The sequence below is a fragment of the Affinundibacterium amnicola genome (assembly GCF_014284275.1).
Lineage (GTDB): Bacteria > Pseudomonadota > Gammaproteobacteria > Burkholderiales > Burkholderiaceae_D > Undibacterium > Undibacterium amnicola.
The window spans coordinates 142492-161300 of the sequence record NZ_JACOFU010000009.1 but is presented as its reverse complement, the minus strand read 5'-3'; the positions used below and the strand labels follow the sequence as shown (position 1 = coordinate 161300).

Sequence of the window (18809 nt, the reverse complement as noted above, 5' to 3'; positions counted from 1 at the left end):
GTTTGATATTTATTTTGATTACTTCTGCTCGGTACGGAATTCAACGTAGGCGCGGTCACGTAATTGACGCAACCAGTCTTGCAATGCTTCTTCCGATTTACGTGCACGTACAGATTGGCGTGCGGCCACACGTTTGCGCTCTTTAGAATCGTCACTCACTTTGCGTTCTACGACTTGCAAAATATGAAAACCCATTTGCGTTTCAATCGGATCACTGACTTCATTGATTGCCAACTTATTCATCGTGGTTTCAAACTCAGGGAAGGTATCACCAGGATTAACCCAACCTAAATCGCCGCCTTTTGAAGCCGATGTATCAACCGAATTTGCTTTCGCTAATTCTTCAAACGTCGCAGTCTTATTCAGGATCTTTTGTTTAAGTTCTGCCAAAGTAGTCTTTACCTGCGCAGCAGTCAATAACTGGGTCGGGCGCATTAAGATATGACGTACATTGGTTTCTTGAACCGTATTGCTTGCGGCCACAGGCGCAACATCGCGCTTACCTAACAATTTAAAAATATGGAAGCCATTGGGACTACGAACGATCTCAGAGAAGCCACCGACAAAACTAATTTTATTCACCGCATCGACAAAAATGGTAGGAATTTTATCCTGTTCACGCCAACCCACTTCGCCACCTTTCAGCGCTTCATTAGAGTCAGAATAAGTTGCCGCTAATTTGGCGAAATCATCACCAATTCGCAATTTTTTATAGGCTTCTTGCGCACGTGCATTACGCTGTGCAATCACTTCAGGTGTCGCATTTTCAGGAATACGAACCATGATGTGACCTAAATTAATTTCTTGATTTTTACTTGGTGCTGCTTCTTGCGCCGCGATGAAGTTATCCACCTCTAATTCAGACACTTGCAACTTACTTTCCACTTCACGTTCACGCACACGCTGCATCATGATGTCATCACGAATCTCTTCGCGGAAAGCAGAGAAAGACGTACCATCACGCTCAATCTGATTACGCAATTCTTGCAAAGTCGTTTTATTTTGCTCTGCCATTCTTTGCAAAGCGCGGTCGAGCATAATGTCATCAACACGCATACCTTGCTCTTTTGCCAGTTGCACTTGCAAACGATCAATGATCATACGTTCCAAAATTTGCTTTTCGAGATCCGCACGCGCTGGCAGTGGCGTTCCCTGTGCTTTCAAACTGCGCTCAATCGAATTGATGCGTTCCTGCACTTCCATATTGGTGATGACTTCATCATTCACTACCACAGCGATACCGTTAATGATCTGCGCCTTGGAAACTTTTTTCACTGGCGCTTTAGCCGCACTCGCTAATGGATCTTCAATCGGTGCGATCGGGGAAGTCGATTGTGGTTTCGCTGCAGGCGCAGCTTGCGACCATGCGGAAGTTGAAAAGGAAAGACCAAATAAAGCGGTCAGGCATACCGATAAACAGATTGCTGCAGGGCGTTTCAATTGATTCATGTGCAAATTGTGTCGCATAGTGATCCAAATTCATAATAAAAATGAGGTGCTAGCTAATCTACCTCGACTTTTATCGCCATTTTCTGGCGAAAGCTGCAATATACACGCTAATTCGTAGCCTGATAACCGGAAATATTCTTTTTCAAAGTTTCCACCGGATTCGAACCAAATCCTATCCGCGCTAAGCCATTTAACTCTAACTGAATCGAAAAACCTGAATTGTTAGACAAATTAGTCGTTGCAAAACGGTGTGCGACAAATCGCAAAGCCCAGCAATCGGCACGATATTCAAATCCCGCTAAGCCTTCCACCATTTTACTATTTTGCAAGGAATAGTTACTCTTACCTACTACATACCAACGATGCGCAACTGGCCACTGACCTGACAACTCTAATTGCTTCAAGACTTCACGTTGGAATTGATATTGCAAATTCAGTATTTTTTTCGGCGCTGGTTGCCAACGCACTGCATAGTTAGAGCGCACTGATTGTCTATCACTCTGGCTTACTTGCAAAGCGGCTTCGACGTTTAAGGTATCAGAAATTTGTCCGGTGCCTGCCAGTAATAAATCTGAGCGACTTGGACTAGAAATACCATCGAGACTCACTTTTTGCGTATTGAAATAAAAACGCTGGCCAAGCGCAAACTTAAATCGCTCGGCACCATTATCTTCAATAAAACGTGAAACGACTGCTGCGGTTACTTGATTTGAATCACCAATCCTATCGTGTCCGGTGAAACGATTTTCACTGAAAATCTGCGCAAAATTAAAATCGGCTAAGGCGGTATCAAATAAAGGGTAATCTTTCTGATCGCGGAAAGGCGTGTTGACATAAAACAGACGCGGCTCCAAAGTCTGAGTCATTTTATTGCCGAGCAAACTGGCACGACGCTCAAAAATCAAGCCACTATCGACAGAAAAACTCGGTACTGTTCTTTGCAAACGATCTGGCTGCCCGGCCATAGGATTATCGATCTGGTAGCTGGTCGCATGAAATGACACTTTCGGCACTACAAAATACGCTGGCTGAATAAATGGCAAAGACAGTTGTGGATTGATCACGGCGCGCTGACCACGCGTTAAAGTTGGATGCCAAAAGCGCGTCATTGATGCATCAACTGACCAATCTAAACCAAATACATCACTTTGACCAGCACGAAAACTCAACTGTGGCAAACGTTCGTACGGCAAAGTAATCGGTGCTGTGACGTCTTGTAAAACTTGATAACTGGTCGAGCGCAGAGACGCGTTCCAAATCGAACCATAGTAATCGAGCCCGATATCACGTACTAACAAACGTTGCGCGGTTTTCGTTGTGGAATTCGAAAAATCGGCTGGGTAATCATTATCCGAAGCCTTGTTCATATTCCATGAAAACACTAAACCCGGCGTCAAACTCTGTCGATGCACGGAAGCACCGGCATATCGCGTGGTCTCGGTTAATTTATCGCGAATCACTTCAATTGCAGTTTCGCCACCGTAGGTTTCACCCAGATATCGACCTTCCATCCCTAACTGTAAACCACGTCTGGCGATCAGTTTTGGATGCAAAGTAAAATCACGATTAGGAGCGATATTGAAGTAGTACGGCATACCAAACTCAACACCACCCTTGTTTGAATGCCCAACTGTCGGCGGCAACAAACCAGAATGACGCGCACCAGACAAGGGGAAACTAAAGTTCAGCCAAGAAGGCGTACCCATAATCGGCACACCTTTAAAATACAAGACGGATTTGCCCGCAATGCCCGTGTCTAACCCAGTATCCAAACTCATGGTATCGGCACGCAAATACCAATCAGGATCTAAACCTTCACAAGTACTGTAAGTGCCGTTGGTGATCTTGGCTTTTTCTTCGTTCTCAAATTCAATCTTATCAGCACGACCTTGTCCATTATTTTTTGCGAAATAATAACTAGGGTTTTGCACATAACCTGCGCCTGTCTCCAAGATAAAACGCATCAAATCGCCGCTGTAGCAATCGCCATTACGCTGCAATTTCACCTTACCCGAAGCATCTAGTTGATCTTCGACCTGCAAGTAAGTTGCCTTGTCTGCGCTGAAATTCAGATTACCCCGCGTGACTTCAACTTGATGATCCAAATGGATCACGCGATCAGGTTGGCCGCTAACTTGCTCTGCCTTAATCACCATCGTGGTTGATTGCTGGGAAGAGGGATTTTTTAAATCGAGCTTGGAATCTACTTTTAATACTAATTCGTCAGGCTTTTTTTCAACTACAACTTGTTGGGGCGACGCTTCTTGCGCATGCGAAGACGCAAAAGCCGAAAACAAACACGCAGCAATTAAAGTCTTCGCAAATACCGGACTTGCGGGAAACATAGCTGTCGACTGAGATGAATGCGATAATAACGCTTTTGTAGAATGACTTTTCCGAGGCATGGAATAATTATTTAATGACATTAAGTTAAATGTTTCTCTAGCGCTAGTGATTGCATCGCAATTTCTAAAAAGCTGGCTAACACTTGTTATTGTGTATTTGGCTGGTAAAAAACCGCGAAATTGATTGCAAAATCCGACAGCCAATAAAAGCTGTCTATTATAGGCGCAAACGCCTACCTAAATAGCCTCCATGCATAGAGTTACACTAATTTGACGAGTACAAACTGATAAGACTAACAAGGTCGCACTTTTGATTATTAAAATAAATCCATTCCATTGATCGCCACAGCATTTACCAATTACTTTCGCCATACGAGCCAATTATGTCTGCCACTCAGCCAACTTCATCATCAACCTCCCCAGAGCATGACGCACAGCGCCTGCAAGATTTACATCTCTGGCTAAGCGACATCGCTAGCCCAAAACTAGATTTGAGCAGCATGCGCCCAGCCTCCGCTGATGCTAGCTTCCGTCGTTATTTCCGCATTGATGGCGAAGCCGAAGGCACAAAGTACAGCTTCATCGTGATGGACGCACCGCAACCGCAAGAGGATGTCAAACCTTTCATCCAGATCGCGCAATTGTTTAAACAGATCAACTTAACAGTGCCAGAAGTGTTGGCGCAAGATACCGAACAAGGCTTTTTGCTGTTAACCGATCTCGGCACCACCATGTATTCGCATGTGCTCAATAGCGACACTGCACACAAACTGTATATGGATGCCATCGATTCTTTGGTACTGCTGCAAACCCAAAGTCAGCCTGATGTGTTGCCCGAATATGATAGAGAATTTCTCAAACGTGAATTGATGATATTCCCTGAGTGGTATATCAATAAGCATTTGGGCGTGACGCTCACTGACGAACAAAACGCCAATTTGCACAAAGTCTTCGACGCCTTGCTCGCGAATATCATGGCGCAGCCACAAGTCTTCGTGCATCGTGATTATCATTCGCGCAATTTGATGTTGATGGACAAAGGCAATCCCGGCATCTTGGATTTTCAAGGAGCCTTGTACGGTCCACTGACTTACGATTTGGTATCTTTATTGCGTGACGCTTATGTGCAATGGGATGAAGAAATGGTCTTGGATTGGGCGATTCGTTACTGGGAAAAGGCGAAAAAAGCTGGCTTACCAGTCGCTCCTGATATTGATAGTTTCTATCGAGATTTCGAGTTCATGGGCTTGCAGCGTCATTTAAAGATACTCGGCATCTTCGCCCGCCTCGCCCATCGTGATGGCAAGCAGCATTATCTAGCCGACATGCCAACCGTGATGGACTATGTGCGCAAGACTTCTCATCGCTATAAAGATCTGATCCCGCTGTTGCGCTTATTGGATGTATTGGAAGAAACGGCACCACAATTCGGTTACACTTTTTAATAGGATCGCAGCATGAAAGCAATGATCCTTGCTGCTGGTCGTGGCGAACGCATGCGTCCGTTGACCGACACTTGTCCTAAACCGCTATTAAAAGTGCGTGGTCGCCCGCTGATCGTTTGGCATATTTTGAATTTAGTCAAAGCTGGCATCACCGAGATCGTCATCAACCACGCGCATTTGGGACAAATGATTGTCGATGCGATAGGCGATGGCAGCAAGTTTGGCGCACAGGTGTCTTACTCCGCTGAAGAAACTGCATTGGAAACCGCCGGTGGTATCACCAAAGCATTGCCACTACTGACCGATGGCGAAGAACCGTTTATCGTGGTTTCTGGTGATATCTACATTCCGCATTTTAACTTTGCCGAATGTTTAAATACTTTAGAAGCCGAAGACATGTGGGGCAATCCGCATCCATTGGACGAGCGCGATGTGGCTTGGTTGTACATGGTGAAGAATCCTAGCTTTCATCCTAAAGGTGATTTTTCTTTAAGCTTGATGGGATTATCGAACGAAGACAATGCTGGTGCAGAACGCGTCACCTTTGGCAATATCGGTGTCTATCGTCCCGAAATGTTTGCTGGCATTCAAGCAGGTGACTACGCTAAACTCGCTCCCATCTTGCGTAAATATGCTGATCAAGCTCAACTCGGTGGCGAGCTTTATCGTGGAGAATGGCATAACGTCGGGACGCCTGAGCAATTGGCTGCGTTGAATGCGCCGCCGATCAACTTTGGTTCACAAGATAAACCGCATTAATTTTGCTAAGCATGTCCCATTTAAGCCAGAAAAACCAACACAGCAAAATCGCCATTTGTGGTGCAGGGCCGGTTGGTCAAGCCTTGGCTTTAATGTTGCATCAACATGGCATGGCGGCGTCAGACATCGTTTTATTTGACGCGAAAACTAGCGAACAAGCCAACCAGGATGCGCGCAGTATTGCTCTTTCTTACGGTAGCGATCAGATTCTAAGTAGGCTTAATGCGCGACCACAGAGAACCACGGCAATCACAGAAATTCACGTATCGCGCCGTCGTCATTTTGGACGTAGTTTTTTGACCGCAGCCGATTATCAATTGCCAGCGCTAGGCTATGTGGCTCGCTATGGCGATATCGTTAGTCCTTTAGAAAATGCACTTCTCCAAGCCGGAATTCTCACACATCGCCCAGTTCAAGTTATCGCTATCAATGACCGCGATCAATCTGCCAGTATACATTTGCAAGATGGCAGCGAGTATACAGCTGAGTTTGTGATTCAAGCCGAGGGTGGCACCTTCACTGATCAAGAACAAAGACAGCAACATCACGATTATCAGCAAACCGCGCTAATAGCCCATGTGCTGGTAGATAGACCAATCGCACATCGCGCTTTCGAACGATTTACCGATCAAGGACCGATCGCCCTACTGCCGCAAGATGATGGCTATTCCTTAGTCTGGTGTATGCGCCCAGATTGCGTGCCAGCGATGCTAGCCATGGATGACGCCATCTTTTTGCAGGCACTGCAACAAGGGTTTGGCGAACGTCTAGGACAATTTATTTCAGTGAGCAAATGCGTTTCCTACCCGCTTGGTTTGAACGCCCAAGCCCACGCAGGGCAACGTACGGTGCGCATAGGCAATGCCGCACAGACCTTGCACCCAGTGGCAGGGCAAGGTCTCAATTTGGGATTACGCGACGCATTTTGTCTGGCGCAATGCCTGAGTCGTGATTTCTCTTCACAAGCATTGCAGACGTTTTTGAATCAACGCAAGACAGACAGACAAACTACCATCAAACTCACCGATACCATGGCAAAAATATTTGCTAGTAGTCAGGATGGCAGCTTGATACAGGGTTTGTTTGGCTTGGGTTTAGGAGCGGTCGATTTGCTGCCAACTGCAAAAAAGACATTGGCAGAACAAATGATGTTTGGTTGGCGGTGAGTACATAAAAAATCCCTTCATCCACAAATAAGAAAAGAGAATTTTGTTGTTAACGTTGTAGTCAATGCTGTCGCGTTACGCCGTCAATCATTAAGGACCCGTTCTCAGACAATTCAAACAAATATGCTGACAATTCTTTGAGCCAGGAGCGATAACCAGCTGACGAGCCTGGCCAATAATAACAACCGAAACTTTGTAGAATCTCATTTAGCTCATTATCTAAGATAACCAAGCTCGAAAGTCTTTCCACTTTTTCCGCTACAAGCTCTGTTAATAATGTTCCAGAGTCCTTTGCATACTGCAAAGCAACGCCTTTCCATGTTGAATCGTCTAGCGCCCAATCTTGGTGAAAGTATGCACCAAAAAATTGCTCTAATTCTTCGTCTGAATGCGGCATATGTTCTCGTGGTAGCTATGGATAAATTTACGTGACAATTTAAATCGACGGCCGTTTTTTAGCCCCAGCCAATTTCTGATTCGCAGCCAAAGCAATCGTCAAGCTCGGCACATCATCTGCCTGCAACTTCACATTCACTGTCAATAACTCATCGCGTCGGAAAGCATGGACTTGCACCGTTTCACCAACGCTATAAGCAGCGAGCAAATTGACTAAACCATTGCCAGCATCGGCAGCAGTAACACGCAAACCATTAAACGCGACCAAGACATCACCCGCCGATAAACCAGCACGATGTGCAGCGCCATCTTCGTACACATGTGCCAACTTGCAATCAGCACCGCTCTTACTTAAGCGCACATTCAAAGAGGCTTTTTTCGCAGTCGATTGATCTTTCACATCCACCGCAAAGTCTACATACAACTTCGCTAGCGGTACATCTTCTGTACCTTTGATGTACTTGTCGATAAAGCGCTTAATCTTCACGCCTGTCACTTGTTCGACTAGGCTTTCAAATTCATCTTCACCCAAGCCTTGTTGCTTACCAGACTTCGCTTTCTCGTAAAAATCTTTACCGTATTTTTTCCACAGCGCGCGCATCACATCATCGAGTGATTTCTTACCTTCGGTTTCATGACGTATAGTCAAATCCAAACCGAGTGCGACCAAAGAACCCTTAGCGTAATAACTGACAATCGCATTCGGCGAATTTTCGTCTTGACGGTAGTATTTAGTCCAAGCGTCAAAACTAGAATCCGCAACACTTTGCTTTTTACGCCCTGAACCACGCTGTACGGTATTGACGGTTTTTTCGATCAACTTCAAATAGGCTGCTTCATCAATCAAACCGCAGCGACGCAAGAACAGATCGTCGTAATAGCTAGTAAAACCTTCAAACAACCACAGCAAACTGGTGTAATTTTCTTGGCTCAAATCATAGTTAGCGAACACCGCGGGTTTGATACGTTTGACATTCCAGGTATGGAAATATTCATGGCTGCACAAGGCCAAAAACTCACGATAGCCTTCGCTAACGCTAGTATCATTCTTGGTCGGCAAATCAGCACGATTACAAATCAAAGCGGTCGATGCGCGATGCTCCAAACCACCGTAGCCTTCACCCACTGCCATCGTCATGAATACATAACGATCCATCGGTGCTTGCTTGGTTCTCGGTTCAAAAAATGCGATCTCGGTTTCGCAAATTTTCTGCACATCTTTAGCGATCCGCGTCAAGTCGATATTGGGCACTTTGCCTGTGATCACAAAGTCATGCGGCACACCATGCGCCTTAAAACTGACCAAAGCAAAATCACCCATCTCTACTGGGTGATCCATTAAGTCATCATAATCACTGGCGATATAAGTACCGAAGCCAAAACGCTTGGCTTTTAATTCGGGTAAGGAAGTCGCGATACGCCAAGTCTTGGCGGAAGCATCTTCTGGTTTTTGAATATCCACCACGTGCGCAAGCGGCTCTTGTCCATGCACCTGCAAAAACACACTAGTACCATTAAAGAAACCGTGCGATTGATCTAAATGCGCAGCTCGCACCGATAAATCCCAAGCGTAGACTTCATAACTAATCTGCAAACTTGCGTTGACATCGCAAGCTGCAGCTTGCCAGCTGGTTTTATTCAATTTCTTTAATGCGATTTTCTTGCCATTCGCTTGCGCACTAATGCGAATAATATTGCGCGCAAATTCACGTACCATGTAACTACCAGGTATCCACACTGGCAATGACACGATTTGTCCATTTGGGTCAGGATTCGTGATCGTTAAAGTCACATGAAACACATGCGCAGCTAAATCATGCGAGGTAATGCTGTAATGCACAGCGGCGAGTTGCTTAGTCATCTTTGGCTCCGCGATCACAAACGAATATTAGCAGCGAGGAAGGTGAACACTTGGGTCGTCACCACCACTGCCGTTAAACGGAAACGCAATTCAACGAACCAAGGCGGCATCGCAAAGCGTTGATACATGCGTTTATCGTATTGATAGGAATAGATAAACGCCGCCATCTGAATCAAAAATCCAACCACAGTAATTTGCGATAAGGCAAACCAAGCAATAATCACTGGAAGCACGCCAGATAACAAATCCCGCTTCGCATCTTGCGCACTACGTTCTTTGCCAATTAATGCAAGTCCCCAATGCAGACCACCAAGGAAGCCAAGAATGGCGATGCCATAAACCAGTTGCGCTTCCACAAAAAATTGCATCCAGTCGGGATGAACAATCCAGCACAACAAAGTAAGTAAAACAAAAGGGATTAGGCCGACTAGGCCGAGACGTGTAGCGAACTGCTTATCAAGAGTTTCCATATCAAACGAGTAGGATCGTGAAGGACGATCAATGCGAGAAAGCCGCTATTTTAGGCGAAATATGCCTCACTTGGGATGGGTGATAGAGAACTCAAGAGAAGATTTGGCAATAGTCGAGAAAACAAAACCTAAGAAATGGATCGATACCAAATTTAAATAATGAAATTAACATGCATTATAAGTAGACAAATCTTCTGGTCTATCGATGTCTTGCAGAATGCCACAATCATCGACTTCGATTTCTGTGACGGGCTGTGTTTGCAAGAGCTGACGCGCACCACGATCGCCATGTAAACTATGGAAATCTGGTAAATGTTTTCGCGAGAAGCCAACAGGATTACCGCGTTGTCCACGATAAACTGGCACCACTATGTCTGCACCTTTTGCCAAACCATCACGAATCGCCATCAAAGTTTGGGCTGAAACAAAAGGCATGTCAGCCAAAGCGATGACGAATGCATCTGCATCAGCCGGCAATTGTTCGATACCGGTGCGAAGCGAATGCGCCATTCCTAAAGCTGCGTCCACGCAAAAGTAGGTAGGAAAATTGATTGCTTGCAGCGAGGCTTGAATTGCTGAAGATTGATCAGCAAGCACAGCCCAACATTGTGGGAACACTTGCTGTAAATTGCTAGCACTCGTGCTAACAATATTTAGACCGGAAGGCAGCACTTGCAATAGTTTGTGCTGCCGCCCACTTGGATCGAAACGCTTTCCCTGACCTGCGGCTAACAAAATACCACAGCAGAAAAAATCATCACGCATGACACATCACTTCGCCGCTAGCGAGGGCGCTTTCAAACTAGCAAACTTTTCCTCCATCGCCTTCACGTCAACCATACCTGGTAAGCGTGAGCCATCAGCGAAGATTACGGTTGGTGTACCCGTGACGCGATACTTCTTACCCAAGGCTAAGACTTGCTCATGCGGAGTTTTGCAACTCGCGGCAGCAGTCGGTGCTACTTTACCGTTCATCATCCATTCATCCCAAGCCTTGCTGCGATCAGCAGAACACCAGATATCACGTGATTTGGTCACAGAGTCATCTGACAGGATGTTATACATAAAAGTGTAGATCGTAATATTGTCGACGCCTTGCAAAGTCTTTCTAAATTTTTTGCAATAGCCGCAGTTAGGATCTTCAAAAATCGCAATCACGCGCTTGCCGTCGCCCTTCACATACTTCACTGCGGCATCTAAAGGTAATTCAGAAAAATTCACGCGATTCAATTCATCAGTGCGAAGCTTTGTGAAATTGGTCGTACCTTTCACATCAATGATGCTGCCGACAAAAATGTACTTGGCTTTTTCATCGGTATAGACAATCTCACTACCCATGCGCACCTCATACAAACCGCCATAGGGAGTCTTTATTACCGAGTCAATTTTGACACCGCTACCAACATTCGCAGAAATCGCTTTCTTAATATTGGCTTCAATTTGCGCAGGTGTTTGCGCCCATACACTTGTACTCACCAAAATACATGCTGGCAAAGCGAGGCTAATTAAATTCTTTTTCATATATTTTTTCTCAAAATAACATCTTCACTAGGTATGTACTATTTTCCCATCGCGTGGGAAATCAATTTTCGTTTTAGGACAGGCAATTGATTTAGTAAGTTCATTCCTACACTACGCATCAGACGAACGGCAGGAAATTCACTACCAAAGAGACGTGCGAGGCCATCCGTCGTTAATTGCATCAAGGAGACTTCCTCGCTACGCGCGCGACGATATCTCGCCAAAATCCGTGCATCGCCACAATCACGATGCGCTTCTCGCTCGCTCAAAATTTTTAATAAAGCTTGTACATCGCCAAATCCCAAATTCATTCCATGACCTGCAAGTGGGTGCACCGCATGTGCTGCATCCCCAATCAAAGCCACCCGCGCAGCGACCATACTGTGTGGACGAATCAAGCGTAGTGGAAACGCTTTCACTACCTCAGGCTGCAAAGGCGTTAAATTGCCTAAATCCTTAGCGGCATAAACGGCCAATCGATCTGCCAAGGAAGTTAAAGATTCGCGTAATAGTTCTGCTGCCAACAAATCAGGCGCAGACCATACCAAGGACACTTGATTGCCAGGCAAAGGCAACAAAGCGACAATCCCCTGCCCCTCTACAAACCATTGACGCGCTATGCCATGGTGCGGCTTCTCACAAGCAAAATTCGTCACGACGCCCTGCTGCCCATAAGAACGATAGTCCAAACCAATATCCGCTTGTCCACGCACCCAAGACTGCGCACCATCGGCACCAATAATCAATTGCGCTTCGATCACACGTGCATCGGTCAATTCAATACTAGCAACTTCAGCACCCGCAGTTAGCTTTTCTGCATGCCCTTCGACAAACTGAATATTCGGAGCGAAACGTAATGCGCTATCTAAAGCTTGGTTCAGATTTTTATCCTCAACAATCCACGCAAGTTCATTGATATACGCGCCATAAGCATCAAATTCGAGCTTACCGTTACCAGTTTCAGCCGCGTCATGCACCTGCATCGCACTCACTGGCGCAAGCCGAGATGCATCAAGCGCGCCCCACACCTTTAAAGAATCCAATAAATCATGTGCAATATGATTCAAAGCAAACACGCGCACATCCCAATCAGATTTTATCTCGACCGGATGACTTACCGAACCGCTACGCAATAGCACAACCGACAAACCAGCCTGCGCCAAACCCAAAGCAGCCGCTTTACCAACAGCGCCATCACCAACGATACAAATTTCAGAACGAATCAATTGCTGGTTCATACCCAACCTTTGCGGACAAGAAGACACCCAAAAATGCCATTATACGTGAGCGCAATTAATTCATACGCCCGCTGCAATTCCATCTGAGGCCGATCAAATTTCAAGGATAAAACAGAAATTATTTGCTTTTTCCCGAATAGGTGTCTATAATTCTTGGTCTTGGCCTGGTAGCTCAGTCGGTAGAGCAGAGGATTGAAAATCCTTGTGTCGGTGGTTCGATTCCGCCCCGGGCCACCAAGAAAATCAAAGGGTTACAGTATTTTTACTGTCGCCCTTTTTCTACAATTAAACCAAGTTTTCTACAATTCTTGTTTTAATATTGCAGAAAATGAGATTTCGTCTTATAGTTGTTTATAGTTATCCTGCGAAACTCGATTTCGTAGCCTTAATTGCCCGAGCGATTAAGTATTATTCCCGCAAAGCTAGACTTTGCGGCCCCTTCGCCCTGAGGTGAAGGAGAGTCATCCTGTGAAACTTGATTTCACAGCGCCGGTTGCCAGAGCAGCCGGCTTTTTTTTATGGGGCGTTAAATTGACTAAACGACGGATTGCCTGCTTCGTAGATGGATTCAATTTGTATCATGCTTTAACTGACCTTGATTATCATCCCCGTACAAAAAAGCGCCTCAATCAAAAAAACCATTTTAAATGGCTGGACATTAAATCAATGGTGTCTGCTTTTATAACGCCAAGCAACGAGGAAATTACTGACGTATATTATTTCTCGGCGTTCGCAACTTGGTTACCCGACGCATACCAACGCCACCTCAAATATGTTAAAGCCCTTGAAGCTTCCGGCGTTACTGTAATTATGGGGCATTTCAAAAAGAAAAGTGCCAAATGCAAGTCATGTGGTTCAGTTTGGGATACTCACGAAGAAAAGGAAACAGACGTAAATTTTGGTATTCATCTCGTAGACAAGGCGCACAAGAACCTGTTCGACAAGGCACTTATACTTACAGCGGACACTGATTTAGTTCCAGCGATTAAATTAGTGAGACAAACATTCCCTGATAAGGATGTAGATGCTGTAATTCCAGAACTTCGATTTCAAAATGCGTTAGAACTTCGAAATGCATGCTCAAATGCAAAGAGAATAAAAGAGCATCATATAGAGCGCAATTTGTTTCCTGAGAAAATTGACGATGCGAACGGAAACATTATCACAAGACCAGAAAGTTATAAGCCACCAGTTAAAAGGCAACGCTGATTTTCCGGTTTAATTTCTCTTTAACGGCTTTACTAGATCACCGTTCCGATCTCTGGTGTAAATTTCCGTTGTCGAACGATTTTTGTGACCAAGTAGTCTTTGCGCATGCGCCAAATCTTCGGTATCAGTAGCTGCCTTTGCGCGCAAATCTCGAAATTGAAAGTTTACGCCAGACACTTCCCTAGCCTTGTCAAATCTCGACCGCATGGCTGTATAGGTTAATTGCTGTCCATCTGGGTCTTGCAATAACGCCATATTCACTTTGTCACGTGGTTTCGCCATAATGCGATCAATAATAGTGGCAAGCTCACCCTCAATAGAAATTCTCAGCTTCTTACCTGTTTTCCCCTGCTTGATGAATAACTTACTGTCCACAATGTCCGTTACTTGGATTTTCAGGACATCCGCCGGGCGCTGACCAGTACATAAAGCCAAATCCATAGCATCCTGAACTGTTGGGTGTACAACTTCCCAAACAGCTTTATATTCTTCGTCCGAAACATAGCGATCACGTGGCACTTCCTTAAAGCCTTTAACCCCTATAGCTCATGGGAAATTTGGGTATAACGAATGTGTGAAGCGGAATGGTTAAAACGAGTTCAAAAGTAGATGGCAAATTGGTTGGCGTTAAAAGGCTTAGAGTTACAACTTGGTTTCACGCTGTGATGAAAGCCAGTGAGCAAACTGTAATTGAGCGACTGGTGACTTTTTTGTCGTTAAACGGATTAAACACTGACCGTGGTAAATAGGATCGCCATAAGAATGCCGATGTAGTACCGCTTGCCAAATTCGTGAATGATGTAGATAAAATTCTGCCTAAAACCCAGCGAGTATTTTTATCTGGTCTTGATAGCCCCCCCCCCCCCTTTGGAAGGTACTGAACCGAGAAGACGGTGTGTGTAAGCGAACAGTATCCAGTTTGCTTGCTGATGCGAGGCTATATCAATCTGGAAAAAGCGTGGCGCAAAAATGCCACTCGCTACTTGAATATATGGTTGAGTTTCAGTTTGGAGAGGCTTGGTCATGCTCGCATCATGACTTGGACAAGCTAGTCGCTAGCCCCACCAGAAATGTGATTGCAAAAAGCTGTAAGGCTAAAAATTTGGATAGCCGCACTATGCTGGCAATTGTCGCTCTGTGGATTCTTGCTCAATCAGGAGAAGACCAAAAGGCGATCAATTACACGGACTATTTTTTGTTGGGAATTTTAGAACTGTCGTTGACCGAGCGATTCGGTAAGCCTATTGCAGACTTTATTCTTGAAATGTATCAAGAGGCTGGATAAATAAGAGTAGGCTGGTCGGGTGTCCAGGCTGTCCGTGCAGACTTTAAGCTTTAGGAGTAAAATCAATGAACGAATTGATCTTCAATTCCACTGATTTCTATCCAATGTAAAATTGCGAGCACTGGCGTTTTCCTATAATGCCCGTCAGAATGACTCTAAACAAGTAAGGTACCAGCTTGTAGCGTTTTATAAGTGCAAATTAATGGCTTATGCGATTCTATGGTCGGCCAACTAAGCGTTTACTCAATACAATTTCTTCTTACTTCTTGTCAGCTGCTATCCTTTATACTACGTCCTTAGGACGTAGTATAAAGGATAGCATGATAGTTCGCAAATTTTAACTTGAAAAAGTTTAATATAACTGCTAAAATGCGTCCTTAGGACGCATTTTAGCAGTTATATACAAATAACGGTTTTCACATTAACACAAATTAGAAAATAAATTGTGAATCTATCAAACAATTTCGAGCGTATCGCCGCAGTAGTAGAAACACTCTCCATCCAAAGAAACCCTGCACTAACCTCTTATGATCTCGCTAAAATGCTATTTAAACTAGATTTTTTTGAAAAATCAAAATCCCCACAAAGCGACTACGACTCCATTCTAGAAACGATACTCAGTTTGCATTTACTGTCACCTACGGCAGCAACAAATTCATTTCTTCTTTTTGGTCGAGCGTCGTCACCTCCCGCCGAGATTGCCTGTTCAATTGATCCTTTTGCTTATGTGTCACATTTAAGTGCAATGGAACATCATGGACTTACTGACAGATTTCCAAATACCTTATACATGACTAGACCATCTATTAAGGTCTGGAAGCAACAATCAGAAGAACGCATGCGAAAGGATCTCAATGAAGAATTGGAGCAATATGTCTCAATGAACCTTCCTACTTTGAAGCGACCGAAACTAGAAAAAATTGGAAAAACTCCTCTCCATTTCGAAGAGCGGTCGCATCTTGGTGCCTTCCGTCATGTCTCAGATACCTCCCTTCGGGTCGCAACAATTGGTCGCGTCTTTTTAGACATGATCCGAGAACCGGAATTATGTGGTGGTATTCAACATGTCCTTGATGTGTATAAAAAAGAGGCGCGTCGCTATCTGAAGTTTATTGCCGATGAAATCGATCAACATGGCAAGCCAATTGATAAGGTACGTGCTGGTTATTTATTAGAAGAGGTCTGCGGTTTGCAATCCCCGATGTTCGAAAAATGGGAAATTTTTGCGCAACGAGGTGGCTCCAGAAAACTGGATTCAGCAGAAGAATATGCGCCTCAGCATTCAGAACGATGGAAATTGTCCATTAACGTTCCATCGCTTTTACAAGACTCACATTTAGACGATACCTGAGATGACCATAGAAGAACTAGACCTTCCAGCATGGGTAGCATGCGCTGAGCCTGATAAGAAATACTTCAGAGAAGCCGTTCATACCATTCTCACAGCTATTAGTTCGTCTGCCGCGTTAAGATCCACAATGGTCATGAAAGGCGGCATGTTGATGGCGATCAGATACAAAAGCAGCAGGTTTACAAAAGATGCCGATTTCTCCACAGGAGAAAAATATATCAAAGGTGATGAGCACGCATTAATAGAAGAATTGAGCCAACAACTTGATTCTGCAAACGAAACTCTCGCCTACGACACAATGTGCCGCTGCCAACGATCCGAACTCAGACCTGCTCGTGATGATGTCGTATTTCCGACTCTAACACTTAGCATAGGATATGCGCCAAGAAGCAAGCCACGCGAGCTCACAAGACTCATGAACGGTCAAGCACCGACCATTGTCGAAATTGACTACAGCTATAATGAAGCGGTCCTTGATGTAGAAGTGCTCAGCCTCAATGACGGTGAAGAACTGAAGGCATACAGCTTCCTCAATCTGATTGCAGAAAAACTTCGTTCGCTTCTTCAGCAACCAATTCGCAAACGTAACCGTCGACAAGATATATACGATCTCAATTTGCTCATTACTGGCAGCCAATCGTTATCCAAAGGCGAGGAGAACCGACTTCTGCAATTGATTATCGAATCGTGCAAAGAACGCGGCATTGAAGCCAATAAAGCTTCATTCGCAAATCCAGAGGTAAAAAAAATGGCAGAGGAAGGGTACAAGAATTTGGAACATGAAATTGAAGGGCAACTTCCCTCTTTTCAGGACGCTTATATGGCAGTTCAGCATTTCTATGAGAATCTGCCTTGGAAGGAATAGCCGAATAAGCGCAGCCTCCGCCTGGAAAATCAGTTCGATCACCAAAATCCTCGTCGTTGAGGCTCTGGTGCATCTAAAATTGGGTCTGAAACAGGAACCAACGGGTCAAGAGAATCCGCTTTCGCGCGTGCCCACAATAACCATTCGACGGCCTCTCGATCCAACACGCCATTCAACAAAGAACGTTGCTCTACAGCGGCTGCATACTCTCGCAAAAATTCTGCCCGTTTCCAATTCTCAGCTTGCAGCTCTAAATTTTTCAAACGTGAGATTTCCTCTTCACGTCTCGCTACTAAAAATTCGTAATGCTGTTTGGCTCTCTGCCGTTCATCCTCTCTGCGAGCATCTTCGATCGCTTTTGCATGAGTTTCCTTCGCTAGCACGAGTGTATCAGCCACAACCTCTCCAAGCCTCGTTTCTAGGGTGCTCTTCGGCGTATCGTTCCATTTTCTTGAAGGCCAATGCCCTATTTGGATTGTGAACAGTCCAGTGGCTTGATAGTCGTATTTCGGAATATGAGGATATTCTGCTTGACGTCCGAATCGAAAGCTATCGCGGTATCGCTGCAAAGCCTTTTTTTCGGAAGGTGTTTCCTCATGCAATGTACGTTTAACTTGTTCGATCAAAGAAAAGCTCATCTCTATTTTAAGATTTTCATCCCTTAATAGAGTAATTTCTTTATTTGAATCGATATGCGCGGTAATAGAATTTGCTTCAAATGCCTTGAGTAAAGCATCAACAATATGCAATGCACGGTCAAGCGAAACTGGTGTAACCGATAGATTCAATACTTCACCAGACGCACAGCGTAAATTCGTATCTGTGGGCCATGCATCCCTCTGACGCAGTCGCTTAGAAGCCATCTTCACCAAAGGATGCAACTCAGCAATTTCATCGGACAACACAACTTTGGTCGTTATTTCTTGTCTAATCTTCTTCACCTCATTTTTTGCTTCGATGTGCTCTGAAATCTGATCTGAAGTTGATTTCTTAAGGCTCGGCATTGCCCTTCCCTCAGCCAAAGGTGAAAGCGGCACTCTCTTCATTTCACGTCCAGAACTAATTTTTGCCCAGTACCCACGACTTGGTAAAGGTATGACAAGAGAACGACAAATTTTTGCTAATCCAACATCAGATAAACCATAACGAAGTGCGACAACAGAGACAGGCTCATTCCACACTTCTTCATAGAGCATTTGGCGATCAATCATTTTTTCTACATCGCTAGACATAATCAGAACCATCACTAGAACGTCAGGATTCATCAGAATATCGTGGCTCTACAAAAACTCCAAGGAATCCCTAGCTTTACTTATTTTATTGCCTTACGGCATTTGGAACACAAAATCTGCGTCACGTTCCCTCTTTTCCGAAGTTCAATATATAACAATCAGTCTTCGATGATTTATTAAAACCAATGCTGGTATTAGCCTTGCGACCACCTCAAAT

Annotated in this window: 17 protein-coding genes and 1 tRNA gene; 8 read left to right on the top strand and 10 right to left on the bottom strand. The window is 44.7% G+C overall.

All coding sequences use genetic code 11. The features are described from left to right. Positions 1 to 18 precede the first annotated feature (18 nt). Positions 19 to 1449 carry a peptidylprolyl isomerase gene (locus tag H8K33_RS17805; protein WP_186892445.1) on the bottom strand — a complete coding sequence of 477 codons (1431 nt, stop codon included), beginning with the start codon at positions 1447 to 1449 and terminating at the stop codon, positions 19 to 21. Positions 1450 to 1556: 107 nt separating this feature from the next. After that, complete coding sequence (locus H8K33_RS17800) at positions 1557 to 3794, bottom strand: LPS-assembly protein LptD (RefSeq protein WP_186892415.1); 2238 nt, start codon at positions 3792 to 3794, stop codon at positions 1557 to 1559. 383 nt (positions 3795 to 4177) lie between these two features. Here H8K33_RS17800 and H8K33_RS17795 point away from each other — a divergent pair, with 383 nt between their 5' ends. The 3 genes from H8K33_RS17795 to H8K33_RS17785 are packed head-to-tail and all read left to right on the top strand — an operon-like array spanning position 4178 to position 7164. Then, positions 4178 to 5239, top strand: coding sequence for an aminoglycoside phosphotransferase family protein (locus tag H8K33_RS17795; protein WP_186892414.1), 1062 nt, complete (start codon positions 4178 to 4180; stop codon positions 5237 to 5239). Between the two features lie 12 nt (positions 5240 to 5251). Continuing rightward, positions 5252 to 5998: an N-acetylmuramate alpha-1-phosphate uridylyltransferase MurU gene (gene murU, locus H8K33_RS17790; protein WP_186892413.1), complete on the top strand. Its 747-nt coding sequence runs from the start codon at positions 5252 to 5254 to the stop codon at positions 5996 to 5998. An 11-nt stretch (positions 5999 to 6009) separates the two neighbouring features. Beyond that, complete coding sequence (locus H8K33_RS17785; protein WP_186892412.1) at positions 6010 to 7164, top strand: FAD-dependent monooxygenase; 1155 nt, start codon at positions 6010 to 6012, stop codon at positions 7162 to 7164. A 61-nt stretch (positions 7165 to 7225) separates the two neighbouring features. Here the strand turns inward: H8K33_RS17785 and H8K33_RS17780 are convergent, their stop codons facing one another. From H8K33_RS17780 to H8K33_RS17755, 6 genes are all read right to left on the bottom strand, one after another. Beyond that, on the bottom strand, positions 7226 to 7561 hold the full coding sequence (locus H8K33_RS17780; RefSeq protein WP_186892411.1) for a contact-dependent growth inhibition system immunity protein: 336 nt from the start codon (positions 7559 to 7561) through the stop codon (positions 7226 to 7228). A gap of 39 nt (positions 7562 to 7600) precedes the next feature. Next, a complete protein-coding gene (locus H8K33_RS17775; RefSeq protein ID WP_186892410.1) occupies positions 7601 to 9421 on the bottom strand; it encodes a M61 family metallopeptidase in 1821 nt (606 codons plus the stop codon). Positions 9422 to 9435: 14 nt separating this feature from the next. Further along, positions 9436 to 9891 (bottom strand): DUF3429 domain-containing protein, encoded by a 456-nt coding sequence (locus H8K33_RS17770; RefSeq protein WP_186892409.1) that lies wholly within the window; start codon positions 9889 to 9891, stop codon positions 9436 to 9438. A 165-nt stretch (positions 9892 to 10056) separates the two neighbouring features. Then, positions 10057 to 10656: a nucleotidyltransferase family protein gene (locus H8K33_RS17765; RefSeq protein ID WP_186892408.1), complete on the bottom strand. Its 600-nt coding sequence runs from the start codon at positions 10654 to 10656 to the stop codon at positions 10057 to 10059. Positions 10657 to 10662: 6 nt separating this feature from the next. Beyond that, positions 10663 to 11412, bottom strand: coding sequence for a DsbC family protein (locus H8K33_RS17760; RefSeq protein WP_186892407.1), 750 nt, complete (start codon positions 11410 to 11412; stop codon positions 10663 to 10665). 38 nt (positions 11413 to 11450) lie between these two features. After that, on the bottom strand, positions 11451 to 12650 hold the full coding sequence (locus tag H8K33_RS17755; RefSeq protein WP_186892406.1) for an FAD-dependent monooxygenase: 1200 nt from the start codon (positions 12648 to 12650) through the stop codon (positions 11451 to 11453). A gap of 161 nt (positions 12651 to 12811) precedes the next feature. Here H8K33_RS17755 and H8K33_RS17750 point away from each other — a divergent pair. Next, positions 12812 to 12887: transfer RNA gene (locus H8K33_RS17750), tRNA-Phe, on the top strand. Positions 12888 to 13118: 231 nt separating this feature from the next. Continuing rightward, a complete protein-coding gene (locus H8K33_RS17745) occupies positions 13119 to 13859 on the top strand; it encodes an NYN domain-containing protein (RefSeq protein WP_186892405.1) in 741 nt (246 codons plus the stop codon). Between the two features lie 9 nt (positions 13860 to 13868). On the opposite strand, the gene H8K33_RS17740 is transcribed toward H8K33_RS17745, so the two are convergent. Then, a complete protein-coding gene (locus H8K33_RS17740; RefSeq protein WP_343043843.1) occupies positions 13869 to 14378 on the bottom strand; it encodes a tyrosine-type recombinase/integrase in 510 nt (169 codons plus the stop codon). A 439-nt stretch (positions 14379 to 14817) separates the two neighbouring features. Between H8K33_RS17740 and H8K33_RS17735 the strand changes: the two genes are divergently transcribed. The 3 genes from H8K33_RS17735 to H8K33_RS17725 all read left to right on the top strand — a co-directional run bounded on the left by H8K33_RS17735 (position 14818) and on the right by H8K33_RS17725 (position 17360). Beyond that, entirely contained in the window at positions 14818 to 15144 is a 327-nt protein-coding gene (locus tag H8K33_RS17735; RefSeq protein ID WP_186892404.1) for a hypothetical protein, read from the top strand. A 445-nt stretch (positions 15145 to 15589) separates the two neighbouring features. Then, positions 15590 to 16495, top strand: coding sequence for a type IV toxin-antitoxin system AbiEi family antitoxin domain-containing protein (locus H8K33_RS17730; protein ID WP_222613481.1), 906 nt, complete (start codon positions 15590 to 15592; stop codon positions 16493 to 16495). Position 16496: 1 nt separating this feature from the next. Then, positions 16497 to 17360 carry a nucleotidyl transferase AbiEii/AbiGii toxin family protein gene (locus H8K33_RS17725; protein WP_186892403.1) on the top strand — a complete coding sequence of 288 codons (864 nt, stop codon included), beginning with the start codon at positions 16497 to 16499 and terminating at the stop codon, positions 17358 to 17360. Positions 17361 to 17398: 38 nt separating this feature from the next. On the opposite strand, the gene H8K33_RS17720 is transcribed toward H8K33_RS17725, so the two are convergent. Beyond that, on the bottom strand, positions 17399 to 18625 hold the full coding sequence (locus tag H8K33_RS17720; protein ID WP_186892402.1) for a hypothetical protein: 1227 nt from the start codon (positions 18623 to 18625) through the stop codon (positions 17399 to 17401). Positions 18626 to 18809 lie beyond the last annotated feature (184 nt).